The organism is Microbacterium oleivorans (genome assembly GCF_013389665.1).
GTDB lineage: Bacteria > Actinomycetota > Actinomycetes > Actinomycetales > Microbacteriaceae > Microbacterium > Microbacterium oleivorans_C.
Genome location: NZ_CP058316.1, coordinates 1,048,791 through 1,068,147, shown reverse-complemented (window position 1 = coordinate 1,068,147; position 19,357 = coordinate 1,048,791). Strand labels below are relative to the sequence as shown.

Genomic DNA, 19,357 nt, shown 5'->3' with positions numbered 1-19,357 from the left:
TCTCCTTGTCACGGAAGGGGGTCGATCGGAATCGCGATCCGCACTTCCCACCCGCCGGTGGCGGTCGGCCCCGCGAACAGTGTGCCGCGAAGCAGCTCGACGCGTTCACGCATTCCGCGGAGCCCCCAACCCAGGTCGAGGCCGGGGAGCGGCGCCGATTCCTCGTGTCGTGCGCTGTTGCAGACCCGCACGTCGAGCCGGTCCGCGGTCACGGTCACACTCGCCTCGACGGGAGCGCCCGGGGCGTGCTTCGCGGCGTTGGTGAGTGCCTCTTGGAGGCCGCGGTACGCCGTCGTCGTGACCACGGCAGGCAGATCCGCGACGGCGCCCGACCGCGTGAACGCGATGTGCATGCCCCGCTGCGTCCAGTACTCGACCAGTTCGTTGCTGCGCCGCAGGTCGCGCGTGGTCTCGGCCGGCTCCGCGGAGTCGGCGTGCAGGTCGGTGAGCGCCCCGGCGAGGCTCGCGGCGGCGAACCGGCCCTCGTTGCGCACTTCTCCCACCAGCCGGATTGCTTCGTCCGGACGCGCCGGCGCGAGCGAGATCGCCGCATCCGCCAGGGTCACGAGGCCGGCGAGGTGCTGGCCGGCGACGTCGTGAAGCTCCTGCGCGATGCGCGCACGCTCCCGCTCGCGGGCTTCGGCCACCCGCGCATCGTGGTCGCGTCGTGCGAGCAGGGCCTGCTCGCGAGCGAACTCGACGCGGCGCACCTGGACGTTCCACCAGATGCCGAGGGCGGTCGCGCCGAGCACGGGCGCGGTGAACCCGAGGAATTGGTTCGCCATGAACGACAGGGCCAAACCCGCGTCCCCGGTGTAGAAAACGCCCCAGACGAAGAGGCCGCCCATCTCGAGCAGGATCAGTCCCAGGAGGCAGCCCACGGCGGAGGCCACCGGCAGGCGCGATGCCAGCAGGAACTGCCCCAGGGCGACGACCAGATAGGTGCCGGTGAGCCAGTTGGGGATGTCGAGCCCCATGAGCATCGCGAGATAGACCACGACGGTGGCGAAGACGGCGGTTCGCGGCAGGCGATCGCTCAGCAGCAGGGCGGCGGCCTGCACGGTGCACGCGACGGTCAGGATCAGGAAGATCACCGGCACCGAGAACGCGAAGGGCCAGTCGACCGGTCCCGCGAGCATCGCCGTGATGGGCGATGAGAGCACCTGCAGCGTGCTCATCGCGGCGACGATGACGACGAAGACGATCGACGCGCGGCGGGTGCGGAAGAAGGTCTTGATGGCCACGGAATCGAACCCGACACCGGGTTCTCGAGGGGGAATCACGTCAGCATCCTCTCAGGACGCGGCCGGCGCGCGTCGTCTCGGGCGGGAGCAAGGCCGGACGCGCGACAACCCGGCGTGCCAGGATGAGGTGCACCCACCGCGGAAGGATCACTGCCGATGAGTCAGCCCATCACGTCACCGGAATCGAACAAGCTGCTGCGTGCCGCGATCTGGGTGGCGATCGGAGCCCTCATCGCCGCCGCGATCGTCTGCGTGGTGTGGGTGCTCATCGGATCGGGCACGGGCATCGTCGCACGCGCGTTCCTGACGGTGCTGCTGCTGGCCGCGTTCGCGGGGGTCGCGATCCTCGAATCGCACCTCGCCGGCCGTCGCCCCGCGTGGTTCTCGCTCACGAGCATGGTGACGTGGGTGGTCGCACTGCTCGTCGGTGCGGTGATGATCTGGCTGCCCGCACCCGTCGAGACGTTCGGCTGGGGTTACGAGCGGTTCATGAAGTTCCTGCTGATCGTGCTGATCCTGCAGCTCGCGCTGCTGCACCTGCGCCTGTTCTCGAAGGCCTACGTGCGCAACCCCACGACGTTCCTCTCGATCGTCACCTATGTGACCATCGCGTTCATCGGAATCGTCGCCGTCATGCTCATCGTGCCGCTCGTCGGCGGGGAGTGGTTCTCGTTCCTGCCGATCTACTGGCGAGTCGTCGTCGCGCTGACGATCCTCGCCGCGGTCGGCACCGCCCTCGTCCCGCTCGTGAACGCGCTGCTGCTGCCGCGTCCGCCCAAGCCCGCCGCGTCGACGTGGCCGACCTATGCCGACGGTCGCACGCCGCTGCCCGTTCTCGGCGATGGGTCGCCCGACTGGCAGGCCTACTACACGGGTCGTCCGACCTATCCGCAGGGGTACCTGCCGCAGCAGGCGCCGGGTGCCGGTTACGGCGCCGCCCCGCAGACCGCATCGCCGGCACCGGCATCCGCCCCGGCTCAGCCCGGCTACGGCGACTACCCGCCGCCGCCCCCGCTTCCCGACCAGCCGGTCGCTCCCCGCTGAGCGGCCCGAGTGGGTGGGCGCGGCCTCGCCTCAGGCGATCGGCAGGCCGGCCGTCACCACCCACTCGCGCCCCTCGCGCTGGGAGTCGAACCCGCCGCCGAGCAGGATCGCTCTCTCCCGCATCCGGATACTCCCGTAGGCGCTGGACGGCAGCGGGGTGAGGGGACGGCGCCGACCGAGGCGACTGCGAACGCTCAGCCGGACCGTTCCGTCGACGATGTCCACGGAGATGGAGACCGGCCCCGGGCCCGCGTGCTTCAGGATGTTCGTGACGCTCTCACGGACCATGCGGGCCACGGTGGTATCGATGATCTGGGGAAGCTCGAAGGCGCGATCGGACACGGACGCCGAGAGGGGGAACCCAGCTCGCTCGAGGTCCTGCGCCGCACTGCGCAACGCGGTACGAAGCGGTTCCGTCGCCGATGTGTCGGCACGTTCGTCTTGTACTCGTGCGACGAGTCGATGGAGGTCGCGCAGCGCCCGTCGCGCTGCGTCGCGAATGGTGGCCTGCGATTCGTGCACCGATCCGGGCTCAGCGTCGAGCGACATGAGCTCGGCCTGCATCACGATGATCGTCAGATCCCTCGACACGACGTCGTGGAGCTCGTCGGCGATCAGCAGCCGTTCGGACTGACGCACCTCCTGCTCGATGATCGTCTGCCGGGTGAGCTGCTCGCGAAGGCGCTGCTCGCGGTTCCGGGCGAACCGCAGCAAGAGCCCGGTCGCACCGGAGACCGTCGCAAGCAGCAGACAGATCACGATGATCGACAACTGGTCGGATGCCGCCGAGAAGACCGCCGCGGCGACCGAGACGAGGAGGAGCCCGACGTACGCGGCGAGCAGCCGGGTTCCGGCCGTACGCGCGGCGAGGCCGGTCGCGACGGCGAGCGCGAGGAGCATCTCGGTCGAGGAACCGATGAGCAGAGACAGCCCCATCGACGTGGCGAAGGCGATGATCGTGACTGCTGGGCTGACGAGAAACCCCGCGAACAGTGCGGTGACGACGACTTCGAACGCGGCTTGCCATGCGTTCTCGCCGCCCCTCGTGATCGCGAGCACGGTGCTGGTGATGACAGCGACGACCACGATGGCGAGAACCGCCCAGCGCTCGATCCCCGTCAGGGGCGGTGCTGACGGATGAGCGCCACGCGCGTGCCGCGCCGGCAGGAGTACGCGTTCTGCCATGCGTTCCATCATGGTCGACTCGTCGACCGGTCTCACGAGTGTCGGTCGGACCCGTGTGATCTGCCGTCGTCTCGACCGCGACGGCGGGAGGCGCGGAGCGCGGACGTCACTTACACAGTCCGAGCACTTCGCAGAGCGTGGTCCAGAGACTTGCGGTGGGCAGGATGCCGAAGATGCGCATGCGTTGTTCTCTCTTCGCTGTGGGATGGGTATGGGGTCAGCGCAGTGCGGCAAGCGCCAGGACGAGGCCGGCGAAGCCGATGAAGGTCCACGGCACGAGCAGGAGCAGCGTGGATGCCCGTGACCATTGCGCGTCACTGCGCTGGTCGAGGACATCTCGCAGCGCCGCGGCGACAGCCCGCCGTGTGAGCGAGACAGACAAGGTCACCACGGCGATCATGAGGCCGACGCCTCCGACGATCGACCACGGCGACGCCGAGGCGTCGCCGTCGACCCAGCGCACCGATGCGATCACGAAGACGATGAACATCGCGATCGCCGCGAAGAGAGCGAGGATGATCGACCTGGACGGCACATCGTCAGAACGCGGGCTCGCGAGCGTCGCCGCGTATGCCACCGGGTCTCCGAAGGCATCCTGCGCGTCGTCGTCTCCGTCGCGGAGATGGACTCTCACGGTGTCGACCTCGTCGCGGATACGTTCATCCGACACGTCGCGACGCTCGAGCTCGGTGCTGAAGAGTGCGATCCAGCGTTCATTCGTGTTCATCGAGCGGTCCCTTCGAGAGTGATGAATGTGTCGACGGTCGTCGCGAAGCTCCGCCAATCCCCGGATAGCCGGTCGAGTTCCGCGTGGCCGTGAGGAGTCAATGCGAAGTACTTGCGGCCGGGGCCACCCTCACCGGGTCGCCATTCCGTCGTGACCAGCCCTGCAGACTCGTGACGTGTGAGCAGGGGGTACAACGTGCCGCCTTTGACCCCGCCGAACCCGCATCGCGCAAGACTCGCGCTGATGGCGTAGCCGTACGACGCGCCTTCATGGAGTGATCGCATCACCAGGAGGGGGAGAAGGCCCCGCATCCATTCGCCGTTCCAGGATCCACTGCGACGTGACGCGTTCGGGTCGTCGATTGCGTTCATGAGTAGATAGCAACACGAGCTAGTCCGACGGACCATCTACTTCTGTCCAGAGGAGCCTCGACTTTCGTCCTGTTGCCTCGGTCCGCCCGAGCCGTTGCGATAGCCTCCCGATGTGGGGGAGATCCGAGTGGTCATCGTCGATGACGATTCGCTGGTCCGGCGAGCGTTGGGCGCTTACATCGCCGCGGCAGAGGGCATGCACGTCGTCGGCGAAGCGGAAGACGGTGACGTGGCGGCCGACGTGGTGGTCCGATCAGCGGCCGATGTGGCCCTCGTCGATCTGCGCATGCCCCATGTCGGAGGGTTGGAAGCGACCATTGCGATCCTGGCGGTGAAGCCCGACACGAAGGTGATCGGCATCACGACGATGGCGACGGCTGAAGCGGTGATTCCGGTGCTTCGGGCGGGGGCCGCGGGCTATCTGGTGAAGGATTCGTCTCCGGACGAGATCACGGATGCGATCCGGGCCGTGTATCGCGGTACCGGAGCGCTGTCACCTGCGGTGACCGGACAGCTGATCCGTGCCCTTCAGACGGCGGAGAGCGGCGCGTTGCGGCTGCCCACCGAGTCCGAGAAGCTGTCGGCGCGCGAGGCCGAGACCGTTCAGTATCTGGCAGCGGGCCAGTCGAATGGTGAGATCGCCCGCTCGATGCACGTATCCGAAGGCACGGTCAAGGCGCACCTGAGCAACATCATGCTCAAGTGGAATGCGCGCGATCGAGTTCAGGTGCTCATCACGGCCGCGCGATTCGGGCTTGTCAGCTTCCGATGAAGCGACCCTCCGGCCAAGTGTGGCCGAAAGGCCAGGAAAGTATCGCCTCGAGTCCGACGTGCTGCCAGCCACGTCGCAACTAGCTTCGCTGTCACATCCATTGACCGATCCCGCACCGGGTGGGCTCGGAGGATGCCAGTGAAGGAGAAGCGCTACATGAGTGCAATCACGGCGGGCGTCGCCCGCGAGCAGCAGTCAACCTCGGTCGTGAAGCTGGCCGCCATCGGTGTGGCTCTCGCCGTTGCGATCACCGGTCTGATCGTGACGGGATTCAGCCCGATGTGGATCGCCGGTTCGCTCGGAATCAGCGCGGCGGCCGCGACGCAGCTCGTCGCTGCCATCAAGGCGGGCAAGAACGCGTTTACCGTCATCGCGGCCGTTGCCGGTGCCGGTGTCGCCTCCGCGCTGACCGCGACCATCGTGTGGCTCGTCTTCAACTGGGCCGTCGAGCCCGCCGTCGCCTGAGCGACTCTCATCGGGGCCGGCGGGCTGAGCGCGTCGGCCCCCTCACCCACGTTCTCTCGACTGAAAGCGGAAACATGTCGATCACGCCGTATGCAGCCCCCGTTCGTCCCTCGACGCTCGTGATGGCCTTCTGGCTGCTCCTCGCCTCGGCCGCCCTCACTGTCGTCTCGAGCGCGACTGCGGCCCTCGCCGTGTTCTCGCCCGAGGGGGAGGCGGCGCTGCGAACGAGCCTGGAGGCGACACCGGGGGCGCAGGTCGGCGAGATCGGCACGGACACGCTCGTCGCGGTCTCTCAGACGACCGCCGTGGCCATCCAGGCGTTCCTGGCGGTCTTCTCCGTAGTGATCGTGCTGTGGATCGCGTTCTCGCTCCGGGCCGGTCGCCGGTACATTCGCGTCGTCCTGACCATCTTGACCAGCCTGCAGCTGATCGCGACCTTGGCGGCGCCGTCGGTCATCGCGGTCGTCAGCCTCGTCGTCGTGCTGACGGCGGTCGTGCTCGTCTGGTTGCCGGCTTCGAGCGGGTACCTCAACGCCCGCACCGCGGCGCGTCGTGGTGCGACCGAGCCCGTCATGGTCGGATGACCGCGACTCTCTCCTCCCGCGTTCCGCGGACCCTCTCGCCTCGTGTCCGAGTCGCTGTGCTGGTCACGGTGCTCGTCGTGACGATCGTCGGCGGCGGCGCAGTCGGCGGAGCGCTCGCCGTCGTCGGAGCCACGGCGCCCGGCGAACCGGGCGAGCGTGCCGGACTGTCCGGGGCGAACGGATTCGGCGAGGTGTTCCTGGCCATCGTGGCGTTGAATGCACCCGTTGCGGCCTCGTTGGCTGCCGGCGCGGTGACTGCCGGCATCTTCACCACCGGATCGGGCCTGCTGCTCGGCCTCTATCTCGGAGCCACCGTGACGACGGCGACGAACACCGTCGGCAGTCAGGCGCTGATCGGCTCGGTCGCCGCGTACGTCGGAATCGAGATGCTGGGTCTCGTGATGGCGGCGATCGCCGGTTTCCTTCCCATCGCGAACGCGGTCGCAGGACGACGCGTCCCCGGGCAGGGTGCGGTCCGGCGATACGCATCCGCACTCGCGCCGGCGGGGGTCCTCATGCTTATCGCCTTGGTCCTCGTGCTGGTCGGCGCGCTGATCGAGGCCGCCGTCATCACCGGTGGCGTCGGATGAGCCGGCTGGAGGCGACATGATCGAGATTTTCGACGCGCACAAACGATACGGCTCGTCGGTCGCGCTCGCCGCGGTCGACCTCTCCGCGGAGCCCGGTCAGGTCACCGCCGTCATCGGTCCCAACGGCGCGGGCAAGTCGACGTTGTTCCGTGCCGTCCTGGGGCTGGAGATCCTCGACGCGGGAACCGCGCTCGTGGACGGGCGGCCTTACGAGCGTGCGCGAGCGCCTCTGCGCACCCTGGGTGCCGCTATCGATCCATCGGCGTTCCACCCCGGACGACGGGTCGTCGACGAGGTCCGCATCGCGACCGTCTCGCAGGGTCTGTCGAGCCGTCGCGTCGACGCGGTACTCGATGAGACGGGGCTGGGGCTCGTGCGTCGCCGCCGAATCCGTGCTCTGTCTCTGGGCATGCGGCAGCGGCTGAACCTGGCCGTGGCGCTGATCGGCCGTCCGCGCAATCTCATCCTCGACGAACCGCTCAACGGCCTCGACGTCGACGGCATCCATTGGATGCGCGGTCTGTTGCGCGAGGCTGCAGACGGCGGGTGCGCCGTCCTGATCTCTTCGCACATCCTCTCGGAACTGGAGCGGGTTGCCGATCGGATACATGTCCTCGCGAGCGGGCGGATGATCTCGTCCGCCGATATCGCCTCGGCCGGAGAACCCTCGCGGCATGTTGTCGTCGTGAGCGACGACCCCGAAGCGCTGCGGGCTCTTCTCATCTCTCATGCCACCGACGTCGCTCGCGAAGGACGTGCTCTTCTCGTCAGGGGCATGACCGTCCGAGCCGTCGCCGATGTTGTCTTCCGGAATCGGTTCTTCGTCGAATCGCTCGCGGAGTCCCGCGACTCGCTCGAGAGCGACTACCTCCGCCTGCTGGCCGAGGCGGCTCCCTTCGACCCGGTGCTGAGGGAGTCTCCGCGCCCGGAACGGCCGTCATGACGAGATCGATCGAGTCGACCCCGATCAGGGGCCGCGCGCGCCGGACGCAGCGCCTCGGCGACGTGATCCGGGCGGAGGCGCTGAAGGCCCGCACGCTGCGCGCCCAGACGCTGCTCTGGGTGGCCGGGGTGCTGGGTGCCGTGACGGGCACCGCCGCGGCCCTCCTGTTCGCGAGCATCCTCGGTTCCATCGACGCCGATCTGCCCCAGGGAGAGATCGCCCGACTGGTCGCGCGGGCACCGGTTGCCGGCGCCGGCATCGCCGCGCTGTTCTGGGGGTTCGCCGCCATATACCTCACCGCGAACGAACGTGCCACGGGACGCGAGCGGTTGACGGATATCGAGGTGCCGTCGCGAAGGCGGACATTCACCGCGCGGCTGGTGCTCGCGACCATGGGCTCCGGGGTGCTGGCGTTGGGCACCTACGCACTGGGAGCTGCTGTCACCGCGTCCTTCGGGCTCGTGAGCGGTGGTGAGGTGCTCATCGCGCCGGGCGACGTCGTCGGGTGGCTGTGTGTCGCGCTCGCGACGAGCTTGTGTGTCGTGTGGGCGGCGTGTCTGGGGCTCGCGATCCGCAACGGGATCGTCGCTGCCGCCACGCATCTCGCCGTGTTCGTCGTCGTCCCCGCGGTGTTCGGCTCTCTCGCGGCCACCACACGGCAGGACGTCTACGCCTGGGTCGCGTCGATGATGCCGGCTGGGCGGCTGGGCTTCGTGGTCGATGCGTCCCGTGAGGGTGACGTTCTGCCTCTCCTCGGCGCATGCGGGGTGCTCACGGTGTGGTTCGCGGGTGCGGCCGCGGTCGCCTGGCTGCGCTGGCGCAAGCCAGCGGTCAGAAGTGAGGCGCGCCGGTGATCGCGGATCTGCGCCACGGGGGGATCGTCACCGCCACTCTGGCGACGCGTCGTCTGCGACGCCTCTGGCCGACTCCGTTGCTCGCGCAGCGGACGGTCGTCGCTGTGGCATTCATCACTGTCGGTCTCGCGCTCGGCGTCGGTGTGTGGGCCGGGCACGTGCTTCGCTTGATCGGCGTCTCAGCGCAGACCGGTGCGGGCGTCGTCATCCTCATCGGACTCGTCCTCGGCGTCGGGACGGGAGCTATCTGGGGAGAGGTCCGACCGGCGCTCATCGAGAATCGCAGTTGGCACGTCTTCGCCGATCGCGGGGTCTCGCCTCCGGCCTACCTGCTCGGACGGCACGTCCTTGGACGCTTCATCCGCCTCGTCGCGAGCAGTACGGGCATGCTCGCAGCGCTCCTGGTGCTCGACGGGGCCGCCCGCTCCCTCGACGCCTGGACCTGGGCAGCCGCAGCCCTCGCGGGACCGGGATCAGCCTCGTGCGGCATCGTCTTCGCGCTCCTGCGCATGCCCTCCGCGCGGCGTAGCGCGGCGCTTGCAACCACCTGGGCCCTCGTCGCAGTCGCGTTCGCCGCCGTCACGGTCGGCTGGGTCGGCATGTGGGGCAGCCAGGCCTTCGGAGCCGTGTCAGGCGGTCAGGGGGTGGGGGTCGTGGTGGCGGCCCCGGCCGGTCCGACTGCGGGCTTGGCTCTGTGCTCTCTTGCCGCTGCGGTCGTGGTGGTGGTGGCCTTCCGCCAGGTGCGGGCGATCGAGTGGGCAGACATCGTCGGGCGAGCGGATCGAGTCGGAGGGGGAAGGGCAACCGCGCTGAGGACGAGCCGTTCCTTCAGCGGTCGACGAGTGGCGGCGTTGGCGCTGCTCGATGTCCGCCGCGGTCTGCGGTCTTTCGAGTGGCGCGTCCGGCCGACGCTGTTCACGCTCTTCGCGATGTTCCTCGCCATCATCGCGCTCGGGGCGCTCGGCGGGTGGCTCCTGGCCGAGCCGATCCGGGAACTCACCGCTCAGCCGGTGGGCGCGACGGTCGTCGGCGGAGTCTGCGCAGGGTACGGCTTCGTCGTGTTCTCATCGCTCGCGCCCTGGGTCTCGCTCGACTCCGACCGCCGCGCGGTCGTGCTCATGCGTACCTTGCCCGGAGGCATCCGCTCCTTCGCCGTCACACGAGCGGTCAGCGGCAGCGTGGTGACGGCGGTGGCCGGTGCGGCATTCATCGGCGTGCTCGTCGGGATGACACCGCTCCTTCCACGCGCCATCGGGACGGCGGCGATCGCGTGCGCCGCCGTGTCGGTGGTCGCACCCACGCTGGCCTGCGCCGTCTCGATGAGATATCCGCAGATGGAGTGGAAGGAGGCGAGCGAACTCGGCCAGCGCGGGTGGATGCGCGCCGCCGCGACATATGTCGTGGGCATCATGATCGCCATCGCGCTGTCGGTCGCATCCGCCGTTCCCTGGACGCAATCGTCCGCAACCCTCACCGTCGTCGTTCTGGTCGTCGGGTCACCTCTGGTCACGGCCGCCACGACGGCGCTCCTGCCCACAGCCATCGGAGTACACCATGGTCCTCGTCGTTGATGCTGAGATCGGCTACAGCCGAGGCGTCGTGCTCCACCGGGCGCGATTCCACGTTGCGCCCGGGGAGGCGCTTCTCGTGCGCGGCCCCAACGGAGTCGGCAAGTCGACCCTCTTGTCCACCATCGCGGGCGTGCGACGTCCGCTGCGGGGATCGGTGAACGTGCGCGGATCGAGAGCCACCGCGTCTGCGGCCAAGCGGAGCATCGGCTACGTGACAGACCCGCCGCACCTCTTCGAGGAGCTCTCGCCGGGAGAGCATCTCGAGCTCGCCCGATCGCTGTGGGCCGCGGCGAAGGTCCCGTCGAACGGCGCGGATCTGAGCGGTCGCATCCTCGATCGGACTCCGGACCTCCCCGCTGCGATGCTGTCGCTCGGTCAACGCAAGCGCGTCGGCATCGCGCTCGGGCTCCTCCACGCGCCGCCGTTGTGGGTGCTCGACGAACCCTTCAACGGCCTCGATGCCTCGAGCGTCGACGTACTGCGCGGCCTCATGATCGGTCACCTCGCTCGGGGCGGCGCGGTCGTGTGTGCCACGCACGACGAGAAAGCACTCGAGGCGATCGAACCGCGAGTCCTGGATCTGGGGATCGCGGCGGCGACTCGGATCTCGGGCACGACCCCGTAGCGTTGAGGGCATGGTGGATGCCCGAGAGCTTGCTGACCTTGCCGTCGAGATCGCCCGTGAGGCCGGGGAGCTGGCTCGGCGCCGCCGCGGCGAGGGGGTGGCGATCGCGGCCACCAAGTCGGCGCTCGCCGACATCGTGACCGAGGCCGACCGAGAGGTCGAGCTGCTCATCCGCGACCGCATCGCCGCCGCGCGGCCTGACGACGGGTTCCTCGGCGAGGAGTCCGGAGCGGAGCGGGGCGAGAGCGGGTTGACGTGGGTCGTGGACCCGATCGACGGCACGGTCAACTACGCCTACGGCATCCCGCACTACGCCGTCAGCATCGCCGTCGTCGAGGGTGAGCCCGACCCGCAGGCCTGGGATGCGCTCGCCGGCGTCGTGTACACCCCGGTGGTCGACGAGCTCTTCCGCGCGAGCGCCGGCGACGGCGCGTGGCTCGGAGCGACGCGGCTGACCGTGTCGGAGCCGACGGATGCCGGCGCGCTGCTGGCCACGGGCTTCGGGTACGACCCCGCCACCCACGCGGGGGACCTCGCACGGCTGGGCCGCATCATGCCGATCGCCCGCGACATCCGCCGTGCGGGCGCAGCGTCACTCGATCTGGCGTACGTGGCCGCGGGCCGACTGGACGGCTACGTCGAGCGCGGCCTCCAGCCGTGGGATCACGCCGCCGGAGCGCTCCTGGTGACCGAGGCGGGGGGAGCGGCGACCGGGATGCCGGGGGAGCGGCCGGGGCGCACCATGACGATCGCGGCGTCTGCTGCGCTCCACAGCCGGCTTGCGGAGCGCGTTTTCCACGAGTCCTGACGTGTGGATCGCATTCTCAGCCTCGAGTGGTTAGTGTTTATCCGTTCGTTATCTTCGTTACCCGAGCGGAGCGGCGAACACCACCCGCTTGTTTCCGCCGTGCTTCCGCGCGCGCCGTTTTCGAGAGCCTGCGATTTGACTTCTGAGACCGCCCCCGCCGAGGCCGCGACATCGCGCCCGACCCCCGGGGAACCCGCCCTCGGCGCGGCGACCGGTCTCACCCGTGCACAGTGGCGTCGCATGATGGCCGAGGCCGAGCTGGCCGCGAAGGTCGCCGCCGCCCCCGGGCACGACGTGGCCACGGCCGATGAGCCCGGAGAGCCCGACGAGTCCGTCGCGCAGGAGCCGAGCGATGATCGATCGCAGCCGGCTGATCCGGCTCCTCGGTCGGAGTCGCCCGAACGGGATGCATCGGCGCAGCCCGTGGCGGCCGACGAAGAGATCGTGCTGACCGTAGTCGACAGCGACGCCCACGCCGGCGCCGAGTTCGTTATGCCGTCTCGTCGCCGCCGCGCGCGCGACGAGACGGTCGCCCCGGCGCCGACCCCCGGCGAGTCGTTCGGTCCTGCCGCGACCGCCGCGGGCGATCACGGCGATGAGTCCGGCGGTGCCACCGGATCGAGCGACGGCAACGACGTCGACGAGTTCGAGTTCGCCGCGCGACTGTTCTCGTTCACCGCGCAGACGCCCGTGCAGGTCGCCACCGATGCCATCGTCGAGCAGGAGACGCGCGAGGTGGCCGCCCCGCGTCGGGCACGTCGCCTCCGCCACGTCGGCAAGCGTGTCGCCGCGGCATCCGTGTCGATGACCGCGGTCGCGGCCGTCGGTCTCCTCTCGATCGGCCTGACGAGCCCCGCTGCGGCGGTCTTCGCGTCGGGCGACACCGGCCGCGACATCCGGGCGGAGGCCGCTCAGCCCGTCGCGACCGTCGAGCCCGAAGAGATCCAGGCCTACGTCTCGTCGTCGTCGGCCGGGGTGACCTTCGACCGCAGCGAGACCTTCGACGTCACCTCGGTCTCTGAGCTCGCAGCCGACTCCGGCGTCACCAACTTCGCCGGCACGTGGGTCAACGACCCCAACGCTGCGATCCAGTGGCCGTTCCCGGTCGGCGTGCCGATCTCGGCGGCCTTCGGCTCGGTGTCGTACCTGTCGCAGTTCTCGCGTCCGCACCGCGGCGTCGACCTCACCCCGGGCGCCGGTGCCGAGATCCACGCCGTCGCGGGCGGCACCGTCCGCATCGCCACCGAGGCCGGAGGGGACTACGGCGTCACCGTCGTCATCGACCACGTCATCGACGGTGAGCTCGTCTCGACGCGCTACGGGCACATGCAGTACGGCTCGCTCCAGGTCGAGGTCGGCGACACCGTCGAGGCCGGCCAGGTCATCGGCAAGGTGGGCAGCACGGGCAAGTCCACCGGCGCGCATCTGCATCTCGAGGTGCTCGTCGGTGGCACCACGCAGATCGACCCGATGGCGTGGTTGCAGGAGCACACGAAGAGCTGAGCCGGTTCGGCGCGAGGCCGCCGAGATGGTATCCTCTTCTAGTTGCCCGCTCGCGGGTGGCACGCCCCGATAGCTCAGTGGCAGAGCACTTCCATGGTAAGGAAGGGGTCGTCAGTTCAATCCTGACTCGGGGCTCGCAGCATCCTTCGGATGCGTTGCGGCAGGGTAGCTCAGTTGGTGAGAGCGCACGACTCATAATCGTGAGGTCGCGGGTTCAAGCCCCGCTCCTGCTACCAAGGTATTTTTACTCGAACAAATGACCTTGAGATAAAGGTCTAGAGGTTCAGCTACAGAGGCGTCGGAGATTTCTCCGGCGCGTTTTCCGGGGACTACCGGTTCAGCATCATCGGCTACCAGGAATGGCGTGGCGTTGAGAACACTGTGTCCATCGACGGGCCCGGCGTCTCGTGGAGCCACACGATGCAGGACTTCGTGTTCGCTGCAGACCGTGACATCCCCACCTACATCGACCCGGCCGTCACCGCGCAGTTGAGCACCGGGGAGTATGACGTGACCGTGACAAGCTCCGTCGGCGGAGGCTCTATCGCGCGAACCGCCGCCGACTGCGTCACTGTCCAGTGCGGCGACGTGACTCCGCCGGTCGACCCGACCGACCCGACGGCGCCCGAACCGGCCAGCCCGGACGGGCCCGCCATCGACGAGCAAGCCTTTACGATCACGATTCCGGACGACCGGTTCTCGTACGCCATCGGTGACACGCAACTCGAGACCGGCGTGAACACGCTCGGAGCCATCGGCGCTGGCACCATCACCGCAACTCCGCGAGATGGCGTGACGATTGCTCCCGACGCGGTACTGAATCGGCCTGACTTTTGTTCCTATCGGGAGCCTTGTCCGGCAGGTGCAGGCTGGGCTGATTCCAGGTCAGCGTAGTATGCCTGCTCGACCTCGAGTGGGGTGCGCATGTCGAGCTCGCCGTGGAGGCGCTGGTTGTTCCACCACCACACCCATTCGAGCGTCGCCACCTCGACCTGCTCAACGGTCCGCCAGGGACCGCGTTGGCGGATGAGCTCGGTCTTGTACAGGTTGTTGACCGCTTCTGCCATCGCATTATCGAAACTGTCGCCGACCGTTCCGGTCGAGGGAACGGCGCCGAGTTCGACGATCCGGTCGGTGTAGACCATCGCCCTGTAGTTCGATCCATGATCCGAGTGATGCGTCAGCCCTGTCAGGTCGTCACCGGCGTCCCACGCGGCCATATCGAGCGCCTGCATCGGCAGGATCTCCGCCCGAAGCGTGGCTGCGACGTTCCATCCGACGATGCGCCGAGAGTAGACGTCGGTGACGAACGCGACGTACGCGAACCCAGACCAAGTCGCTACATACGTGACGTCGCAGACCCAGAGCAGGCGGGGACCGTCGGCGGTGAATCGGCGATTGACGAGATCCGTCGGTCGTCGCAGGGCGGGATCGGACTTCGTCGTGAACACTCGCTTGGACTTGCGCACCCCGCGAACACCGGCGAGCCGCATCAGCCGTTCGGTCTGGTCACGCCCGATACCCCACCCCTGTCGTCTCAGCAGCGCGTGCATCTTCCGCCGCCCATAGACGCCGTAGTTCTCCGCGTGCAGCCGGGCAACCTCGGGCACCAGCAGATCATCCTGCAATCGCCTGGCGGACGGAGTCCGATTCACCGCGGCACGGAAGCCGCGTGAGGTGAGGAATCCTCTCACTGCCGGTCGTAGGACCTGGCAGATGAGCTCGACCCCGAAACGATCCCGGTGTTCGCTGATGAACCGGATCATCTCGTCGAGGGGTGGTCGAGCTCCTTCGCGAAAAAGATGCTCGCAGCCTTAAGGATCTCGTTCGCTTTCCGCAACTCCGAGACCTCCTTCTGCAGCCGCTTGATCTCCGCGGCCGCTTCGGTCGTGACGCCGGGCTTCACACCAGCGTCGACCTCGTAGCGACGCTGCCACAACCGCAGCGTCTCCGGACTCATCCCCAGCAACCCGGCCACATGGCGGACCGCGCTCATCATCGTGGGGTGCGACGGCCGCGTCTCCGCGAGCATCCGCAACGCCCGCTCACGCATCTCCGGCGAATACTTCCTGTTCATCGTGTTCCATCCTTACTTGAAGAACGGAACGAAAGTCAGGCCGATTCACTGTGGCCTGCCGGAAACAGCGTCCGGAACCTGGTTTTGGTGGATGTTTGCGGCCGGTCGTTCGTCGAAGCAGTGGGGTGTGGAAAGTTTTTCTATGCGTGGGCTGGGTGTTCGCGGTACGGTGAGCCGCCGCTTACGCAGAGTCGCGCAGGTCGGTGTGTGGTCATTATCGGGGTTGTGACTGTTCGGGGGCGTTGTGGGTTTTGTGCTGTCTCGTCGGGGTTCTTTTCGGGTGAGGTCGATCGGGTTCAGTGTTGCGCTTCTCGCGGCCGCGTTGACGTTCACGGCGGTGTCGCCTTCGTCAGCGGTGCCGCTGGTGGTGACCTTCGGTCTCCCCGCGGGTGGGTATGACGTCGGCGCGGGCGGGGACCGTCCGGGCGCGACAGAGCTTCAGTTCCCAGTCTCCGATTCGGTGACCGCGTTCGTGGACGTGGGGACCGGGAACTTCCGGGTTCAGACCACCGGGCTCAGCCTCCCGGGTGTGACGCAGCAGGTGGGGTTCAGTGAGTCCTACAGCTCTCTCACCCCGACGAGTGGTCCGGTGAGTCCGGTGGCGGCGTCGCGGTGGACGTTCGGGGTGCAGGGCATCGGCGGCCTCAACTCCGGTGCGGCGTCGGGCGTGGTGGAGTACACCGCAGCTGATGGCACCCGCTGGTCGTTCACCCCGGTGTCGGGTTCGACGACAGCGTTTGCGTCTCCGGCGGGGGTGAAGGCGGATCTGGTGAAGGTCGGCACGGATTACCGGCTCACGTTCCGTGAGTCCAGTGTCGTGGCGACATTCAACGCGGATGGGCGGGCGGTGTCGATCGCGGATCGCAACGGCAACACCACCGCCCTGGCGTACGGGTCGACCATGACCGTCACCTCCACCGCCGGCCCGACAGCTGCGCGGACGGCGACGATCACCACGTCGACGACGACCACGACGGTGTCGCAGTCCTCCGGTGGTTTGTCGCGGTCGATGGTGTACACCCGTGACGGTTCCGCGAATCTGACGAAGATCACCGACCTCACGGGTAAGGACACCGTGTTCGGGTATGGGCCGGCGAACACGTTGACTTCGATCACGGCGCCTGATGGCGGTGTGATGACGATCACGTACGACAACCAGAATTCCCGCAAGGTCACCGCCATCTCCCGCGCGAACACCTCGGCTGGTTCCCCGGGGACCTCGGTCACCCGGTTCGCGTACCCATCGGCGACGCAGACCCTTGTGGCGCAGCCGAACACGAACGAGGCCGCGGCGGTGAACACCGTCCCCCGCATCACCTACACGGTCAACGCGACTTCGAAGCTGGTGACCGCATCGACCGACGAGCTCGGGCGCGCCCGCGCGGCGACCTACACCGGCAACGGCGATGTCGCGACAGCAACCCAAGGGTCGGGCGCGACTGCTGGCACGACCACCGCCGGGTACGACGCCAACAACGGCGACTCTCGCACGTCGCTGCAGTCTCCGACTGGCTCCACCGAGTCCGCGGCGTATGCGAACACGGCGGCGTCGACGAAGTATCTTCCGTCCTCGTCGACGGACGGGTCGGGGAACACCACGACGTACACCTACAACGGTGCCGGTAACGCACTGACGTCGTCGAACGCTCTGGCGGCGACGTCGACGCTGACCTACAACACCAACGGCACGCTCGCGACAGCGCTCGCTCCGGGGAACGGGTCGAACAAGACCACCTACGGCTACAACAGCGACTTCCAGCTCAATGCGCTCACCCCCGTCACCGGGTCCTCGCTGGGTGCGAAGGCGTTCACCTACGACGCGTTCGGCCGGGTTCGCACCGCAACCGATGGCAAGGGCGTGACCCTGACCTACACGTATGACAACGCGGACCGGTTGCTGTCGACCGCGTTCACCGGGGGGACGGCGACCGTGACGAACACCTACGACGACAACGGCCGTCAGAAGACCCGCGTAGATGGCAACGGCACAACCACGTACGGGTACGACCAGCTGGGTCGCCTCACCTCCCGGGTCAACACGTTCGCCGGCGGCACCATCACTTATGGGTACGACAAGGCCTCCAACCTCGTCTCCACCACCGACAGCCGCGGCACCACCACGAACACCTTCGATGCTTCCGGCATCCCGGTCTCGATGACCTACCCGGACGACTCCGGGACGGGCCTGCTGAACTTCGCCGTCGATGATCAGGGCCGACGCACCGACACCTGGCTGGACTCCAACACCAGCAACACCGCCTGGAAGGCGCACAGCAAGCAGGAGTACGACAAGTCCGGGCGGGTGTCCCGCGCGATCGCGGAGACCGTCAACAGTGCCGGCAACCCCGTCACCGTCAGCGACATCTCCTACTGCTACAACACCGGCACCGCCGCCCCCACCTGCGGCACCGCCACGAGCGGGGACCGGTCGAAGCTGCAATGGCAGCTCGATAACAAGACCGGTCAGTCGACCACCTACGGTTACGACACCGCGGGACGCCTGGCCTCCGCCACTCAGGCCGGGGGCACGAACCCGACGTCGTGGACGTACACGTACGACGCCCGCGGGAACCGGCTGACGGCGAACACCACTGGCGGCACGACGAGCTCGCAGACTCTCACCTTCAACGCCGGCAACCAGGTCACCACCACCGGGCACACCTTCGACGGTGCCGGCAACCTCACCGCCGACCCCTCCGGCACGTACGCATACAACGGTGCCGAACAGATGACCGGGGTCACCACCCCTGCCGGATCTTTCACATATAAGTACGCCGGGACCAGCCAGGTCGAGATCCTTCAACAGCAGAACGAAACCGCGACACGCAAGCTCACCTACGGCCGCACCAACCAGGTCGGCCAGCCCATCCTCGAGCAGGCGCAGGTCGGGTCGGTGACGGCGTACCTGGAGAACGACCCGGTGACGGGGCAGCCGCTGATGCTGCGCACTTCCACCGGCACCGTCAGCCTCTACGTGTACGACGGGCTCGGGAACCCCACCGCCATCGTCCGAGACACCGGCGGCACCGGATACACCTACCAGTACGACCCGTACGGGCTCCCCACCCTCACCTCCACCAGCGGCGGCGCCGGCACCTCCCAAAACCCGTTCCTGTTCAAGGGCGGCATCCAAGACCGCGCCACCGGATGGATCCTCTTCGGCAACCGCTGGTACAACACCACCATCGGCCGGTGGACCCAGCAAGACACCCTCGACGCACCCATCGACCCGGTCAACGCCAACCGCTACGCCTACGCCGGCGCCGACCCCATCAACCAGACGGACCCGACTGGGCGCAACACATGCAGTACCGTCGCTGGCGTCACCGGCGTTGTTCACTCATTCGCCTGGGGCCTCGCTGTGGGTGCCGCTTTTGGCAATCTCCCGGGCGCGTTGGTCGGCGCTGGAGTAAGCGTATTCTGGCTTGTTATTTCCGAGTTGGGGTGTTGATAGATGGCGGACGAACGGGATCAGAAGGCACCGACTGGGCTCATCATGACGGTCGCTGCATCCCTGCTCGTGGTCGGTGCGCTGGCGCTCGTCGGGCAGGCCGTAGGAGTGGTAGATCGCGCTTCTCTCTTCCCACGTGTGCTGTCAGCGGGAGCCCTGGCTATCCTGACTTCGGCTCTGCTTTGGCGTGTCCTCGAACGTACGACGTGGACAGCGGCTCTCCGGGCGGTTGCGACAGTGATCAACTTTGGCGCAACGGTGTTCCTTGTATGGCTGATCATCAACGCCATCCAAGCGTGATGACCTCTACGTCTCCGATGGACTCGGAAACCTCACCGCCATCGTCCGTGACATCAGCGGCACCGGGTACACCTACCAGCGGGGGTAGTGCGGTGGTACGCACCTTGGCTTGTCGGCGGCTGGGGTGTCTGAGCGGTGGTCCGTCGTGGCCGATCTCGGCGCGCTTCTTCTCTGAGGCGGTTTTGCTGGCGCGCTGAAGACACTGACGGACCGTGGCGCCGCGAAGCGGCGTTCCGACCGGAC

The 19,357-nt window shown here is 67.9% G+C and carries 18 protein-coding genes and 2 tRNA genes; 15 read left to right on the top strand and 5 right to left on the bottom strand.

All coding sequences use genetic code 11. The features are described from left to right. Positions 1–8 precede the first annotated feature (8 nt). A complete protein-coding gene (locus HW566_RS05240; RefSeq protein ID WP_178011008.1) occupies positions 9–1,283 on the bottom strand; it encodes a sensor histidine kinase in 1,275 nt (424 codons plus the stop codon). A 117-nt stretch (positions 1,284–1,400) separates the two neighbouring features. Between HW566_RS05240 and HW566_RS05235 the strand changes: the two genes are divergently transcribed. Further along, positions 1,401–2,288 (top strand): hypothetical protein, encoded by an 888-nt coding sequence (locus tag HW566_RS05235; RefSeq protein WP_178011006.1) that lies wholly within the window; start codon positions 1,401–1,403, stop codon positions 2,286–2,288. A 30-nt stretch (positions 2,289–2,318) separates the two neighbouring features. Here the strand turns inward: HW566_RS05235 and HW566_RS05230 are convergent, their stop codons facing one another. The 3 genes from HW566_RS05230 to HW566_RS05220 all read right to left on the bottom strand — a co-directional run bounded on the left by HW566_RS05230 (position 2,319) and on the right by HW566_RS05220 (position 4,484). Further along, entirely contained in the window at positions 2,319–3,473 is a 1,155-nt protein-coding gene (locus HW566_RS05230; protein WP_178011004.1) for a sensor histidine kinase, read from the bottom strand. Positions 3,474–3,690: 217 nt separating this feature from the next. Further along, positions 3,691–4,200 (bottom strand): hypothetical protein, encoded by a 510-nt coding sequence (locus HW566_RS05225; protein ID WP_178011003.1) that lies wholly within the window; start codon positions 4,198–4,200, stop codon positions 3,691–3,693. After that, complete coding sequence (locus tag HW566_RS05220; protein WP_256728939.1) at positions 4,197–4,484, bottom strand: PadR family transcriptional regulator; 288 nt, start codon at positions 4,482–4,484, stop codon at positions 4,197–4,199. Before HW566_RS05220 ends, HW566_RS05225 begins: the two co-directional genes overlap by 4 nt. 214 nt (positions 4,485–4,698) lie before the next feature. Between HW566_RS05220 and HW566_RS05215 the strand changes: the two genes are divergently transcribed. The 13 genes from HW566_RS05215 (at position 4,699) to HW566_RS05155 (ending at position 14,180) form a co-directional block, all read left to right on the top strand. After that, a complete protein-coding gene (locus HW566_RS05215) occupies positions 4,699–5,343 on the top strand; it encodes a response regulator (protein ID WP_178011000.1) in 645 nt (214 codons plus the stop codon). A gap of 156 nt (positions 5,344–5,499) precedes the next feature. Next, positions 5,500–5,808 (top strand): hypothetical protein, encoded by a 309-nt coding sequence (locus tag HW566_RS05210; protein WP_178010998.1) that lies wholly within the window; start codon positions 5,500–5,502, stop codon positions 5,806–5,808. Positions 5,809–5,882: 74 nt separating this feature from the next. Next, the gene (locus HW566_RS05205) at positions 5,883–6,392 is read left to right on the top strand and encodes a hypothetical protein (protein ID WP_178010997.1); all 510 of its coding nucleotides are present in this window, start codon (positions 5,883–5,885) and stop codon (positions 6,390–6,392) included. After that, positions 6,389–6,982, top strand: a complete 594-nt coding sequence (locus tag HW566_RS05200) for a hypothetical protein (RefSeq protein ID WP_178010995.1) — start codon at positions 6,389–6,391, stop codon at positions 6,980–6,982. Before HW566_RS05205 ends, HW566_RS05200 begins: the two co-directional genes overlap by 4 nt. 16 nt (positions 6,983–6,998) lie before the next feature. After that, positions 6,999–7,925, top strand: a complete 927-nt coding sequence (locus HW566_RS05195) for an ATP-binding cassette domain-containing protein (protein ID WP_178010993.1) — start codon at positions 6,999–7,001, stop codon at positions 7,923–7,925. After that, positions 7,922–8,779: a hypothetical protein gene (locus tag HW566_RS05190; RefSeq protein ID WP_178010991.1), complete on the top strand. Its 858-nt coding sequence runs from the start codon at positions 7,922–7,924 to the stop codon at positions 8,777–8,779. The genes HW566_RS05195 and HW566_RS05190 overlap by 4 nt, the downstream gene beginning before the upstream one ends. Then, on the top strand, positions 8,776–10,350 hold the full coding sequence (locus HW566_RS05185; protein ID WP_178010989.1) for a hypothetical protein: 1,575 nt from the start codon (positions 8,776–8,778) through the stop codon (positions 10,348–10,350). The genes HW566_RS05190 and HW566_RS05185 overlap by 4 nt, the downstream gene beginning before the upstream one ends. After that, on the top strand, positions 10,334–10,975 hold the full coding sequence (gene ccmA, locus HW566_RS05180) for a heme ABC exporter ATP-binding protein CcmA (RefSeq protein WP_178010987.1): 642 nt from the start codon (positions 10,334–10,336) through the stop codon (positions 10,973–10,975). Before HW566_RS05185 ends, ccmA begins: the two co-directional genes overlap by 17 nt. A gap of 10 nt (positions 10,976–10,985) precedes the next feature. Then, the gene (locus HW566_RS05175; RefSeq protein ID WP_178010985.1) at positions 10,986–11,783 is read left to right on the top strand and encodes an inositol monophosphatase family protein; all 798 of its coding nucleotides are present in this window, start codon (positions 10,986–10,988) and stop codon (positions 11,781–11,783) included. Positions 11,784–11,918: 135 nt separating this feature from the next. Beyond that, a complete protein-coding gene (locus HW566_RS05170; protein WP_256728877.1) occupies positions 11,919–13,286 on the top strand; it encodes a peptidoglycan DD-metalloendopeptidase family protein in 1,368 nt (455 codons plus the stop codon). 63 nt (positions 13,287–13,349) lie between these two features. Then, positions 13,350–13,421: transfer RNA gene (locus HW566_RS05165), tRNA-Thr, on the top strand. A gap of 24 nt (positions 13,422–13,445) precedes the next feature. Next, positions 13,446–13,522 (top strand) — tRNA-Met (locus HW566_RS05160). Positions 13,523–13,667: 145 nt separating this feature from the next. Further along, complete coding sequence (locus tag HW566_RS05155; protein WP_178010984.1) at positions 13,668–14,180, top strand: hypothetical protein; 513 nt, start codon at positions 13,668–13,670, stop codon at positions 14,178–14,180. Here HW566_RS05155 and HW566_RS05150 read toward each other — a convergent pair. Continuing rightward, positions 14,126–15,363, bottom strand: a protein-coding gene (locus HW566_RS05150) for an IS3 family transposase (RefSeq protein ID WP_178010982.1) whose coding sequence is annotated in 2 segments (ribosomal slippage) — positions 14,126–15,078 and positions 15,078–15,363 — 1,239 coding nt in all. Because the reading frame shifts where the segments join, the coding sequence is not laid out codon by codon here. The genes HW566_RS05155 and HW566_RS05150 overlap by 55 nt on opposite strands. 244 nt (positions 15,364–15,607) lie before the next feature. Between HW566_RS05150 and HW566_RS05145 the strand changes: the two genes are divergently transcribed. After that, positions 15,608–18,814: an RHS repeat domain-containing protein gene (locus HW566_RS05145; protein ID WP_178010980.1), complete on the top strand. Its 3,207-nt coding sequence runs from the start codon at positions 15,608–15,610 to the stop codon at positions 18,812–18,814. Positions 18,815–19,357: the final 543 nt, after the last annotated feature.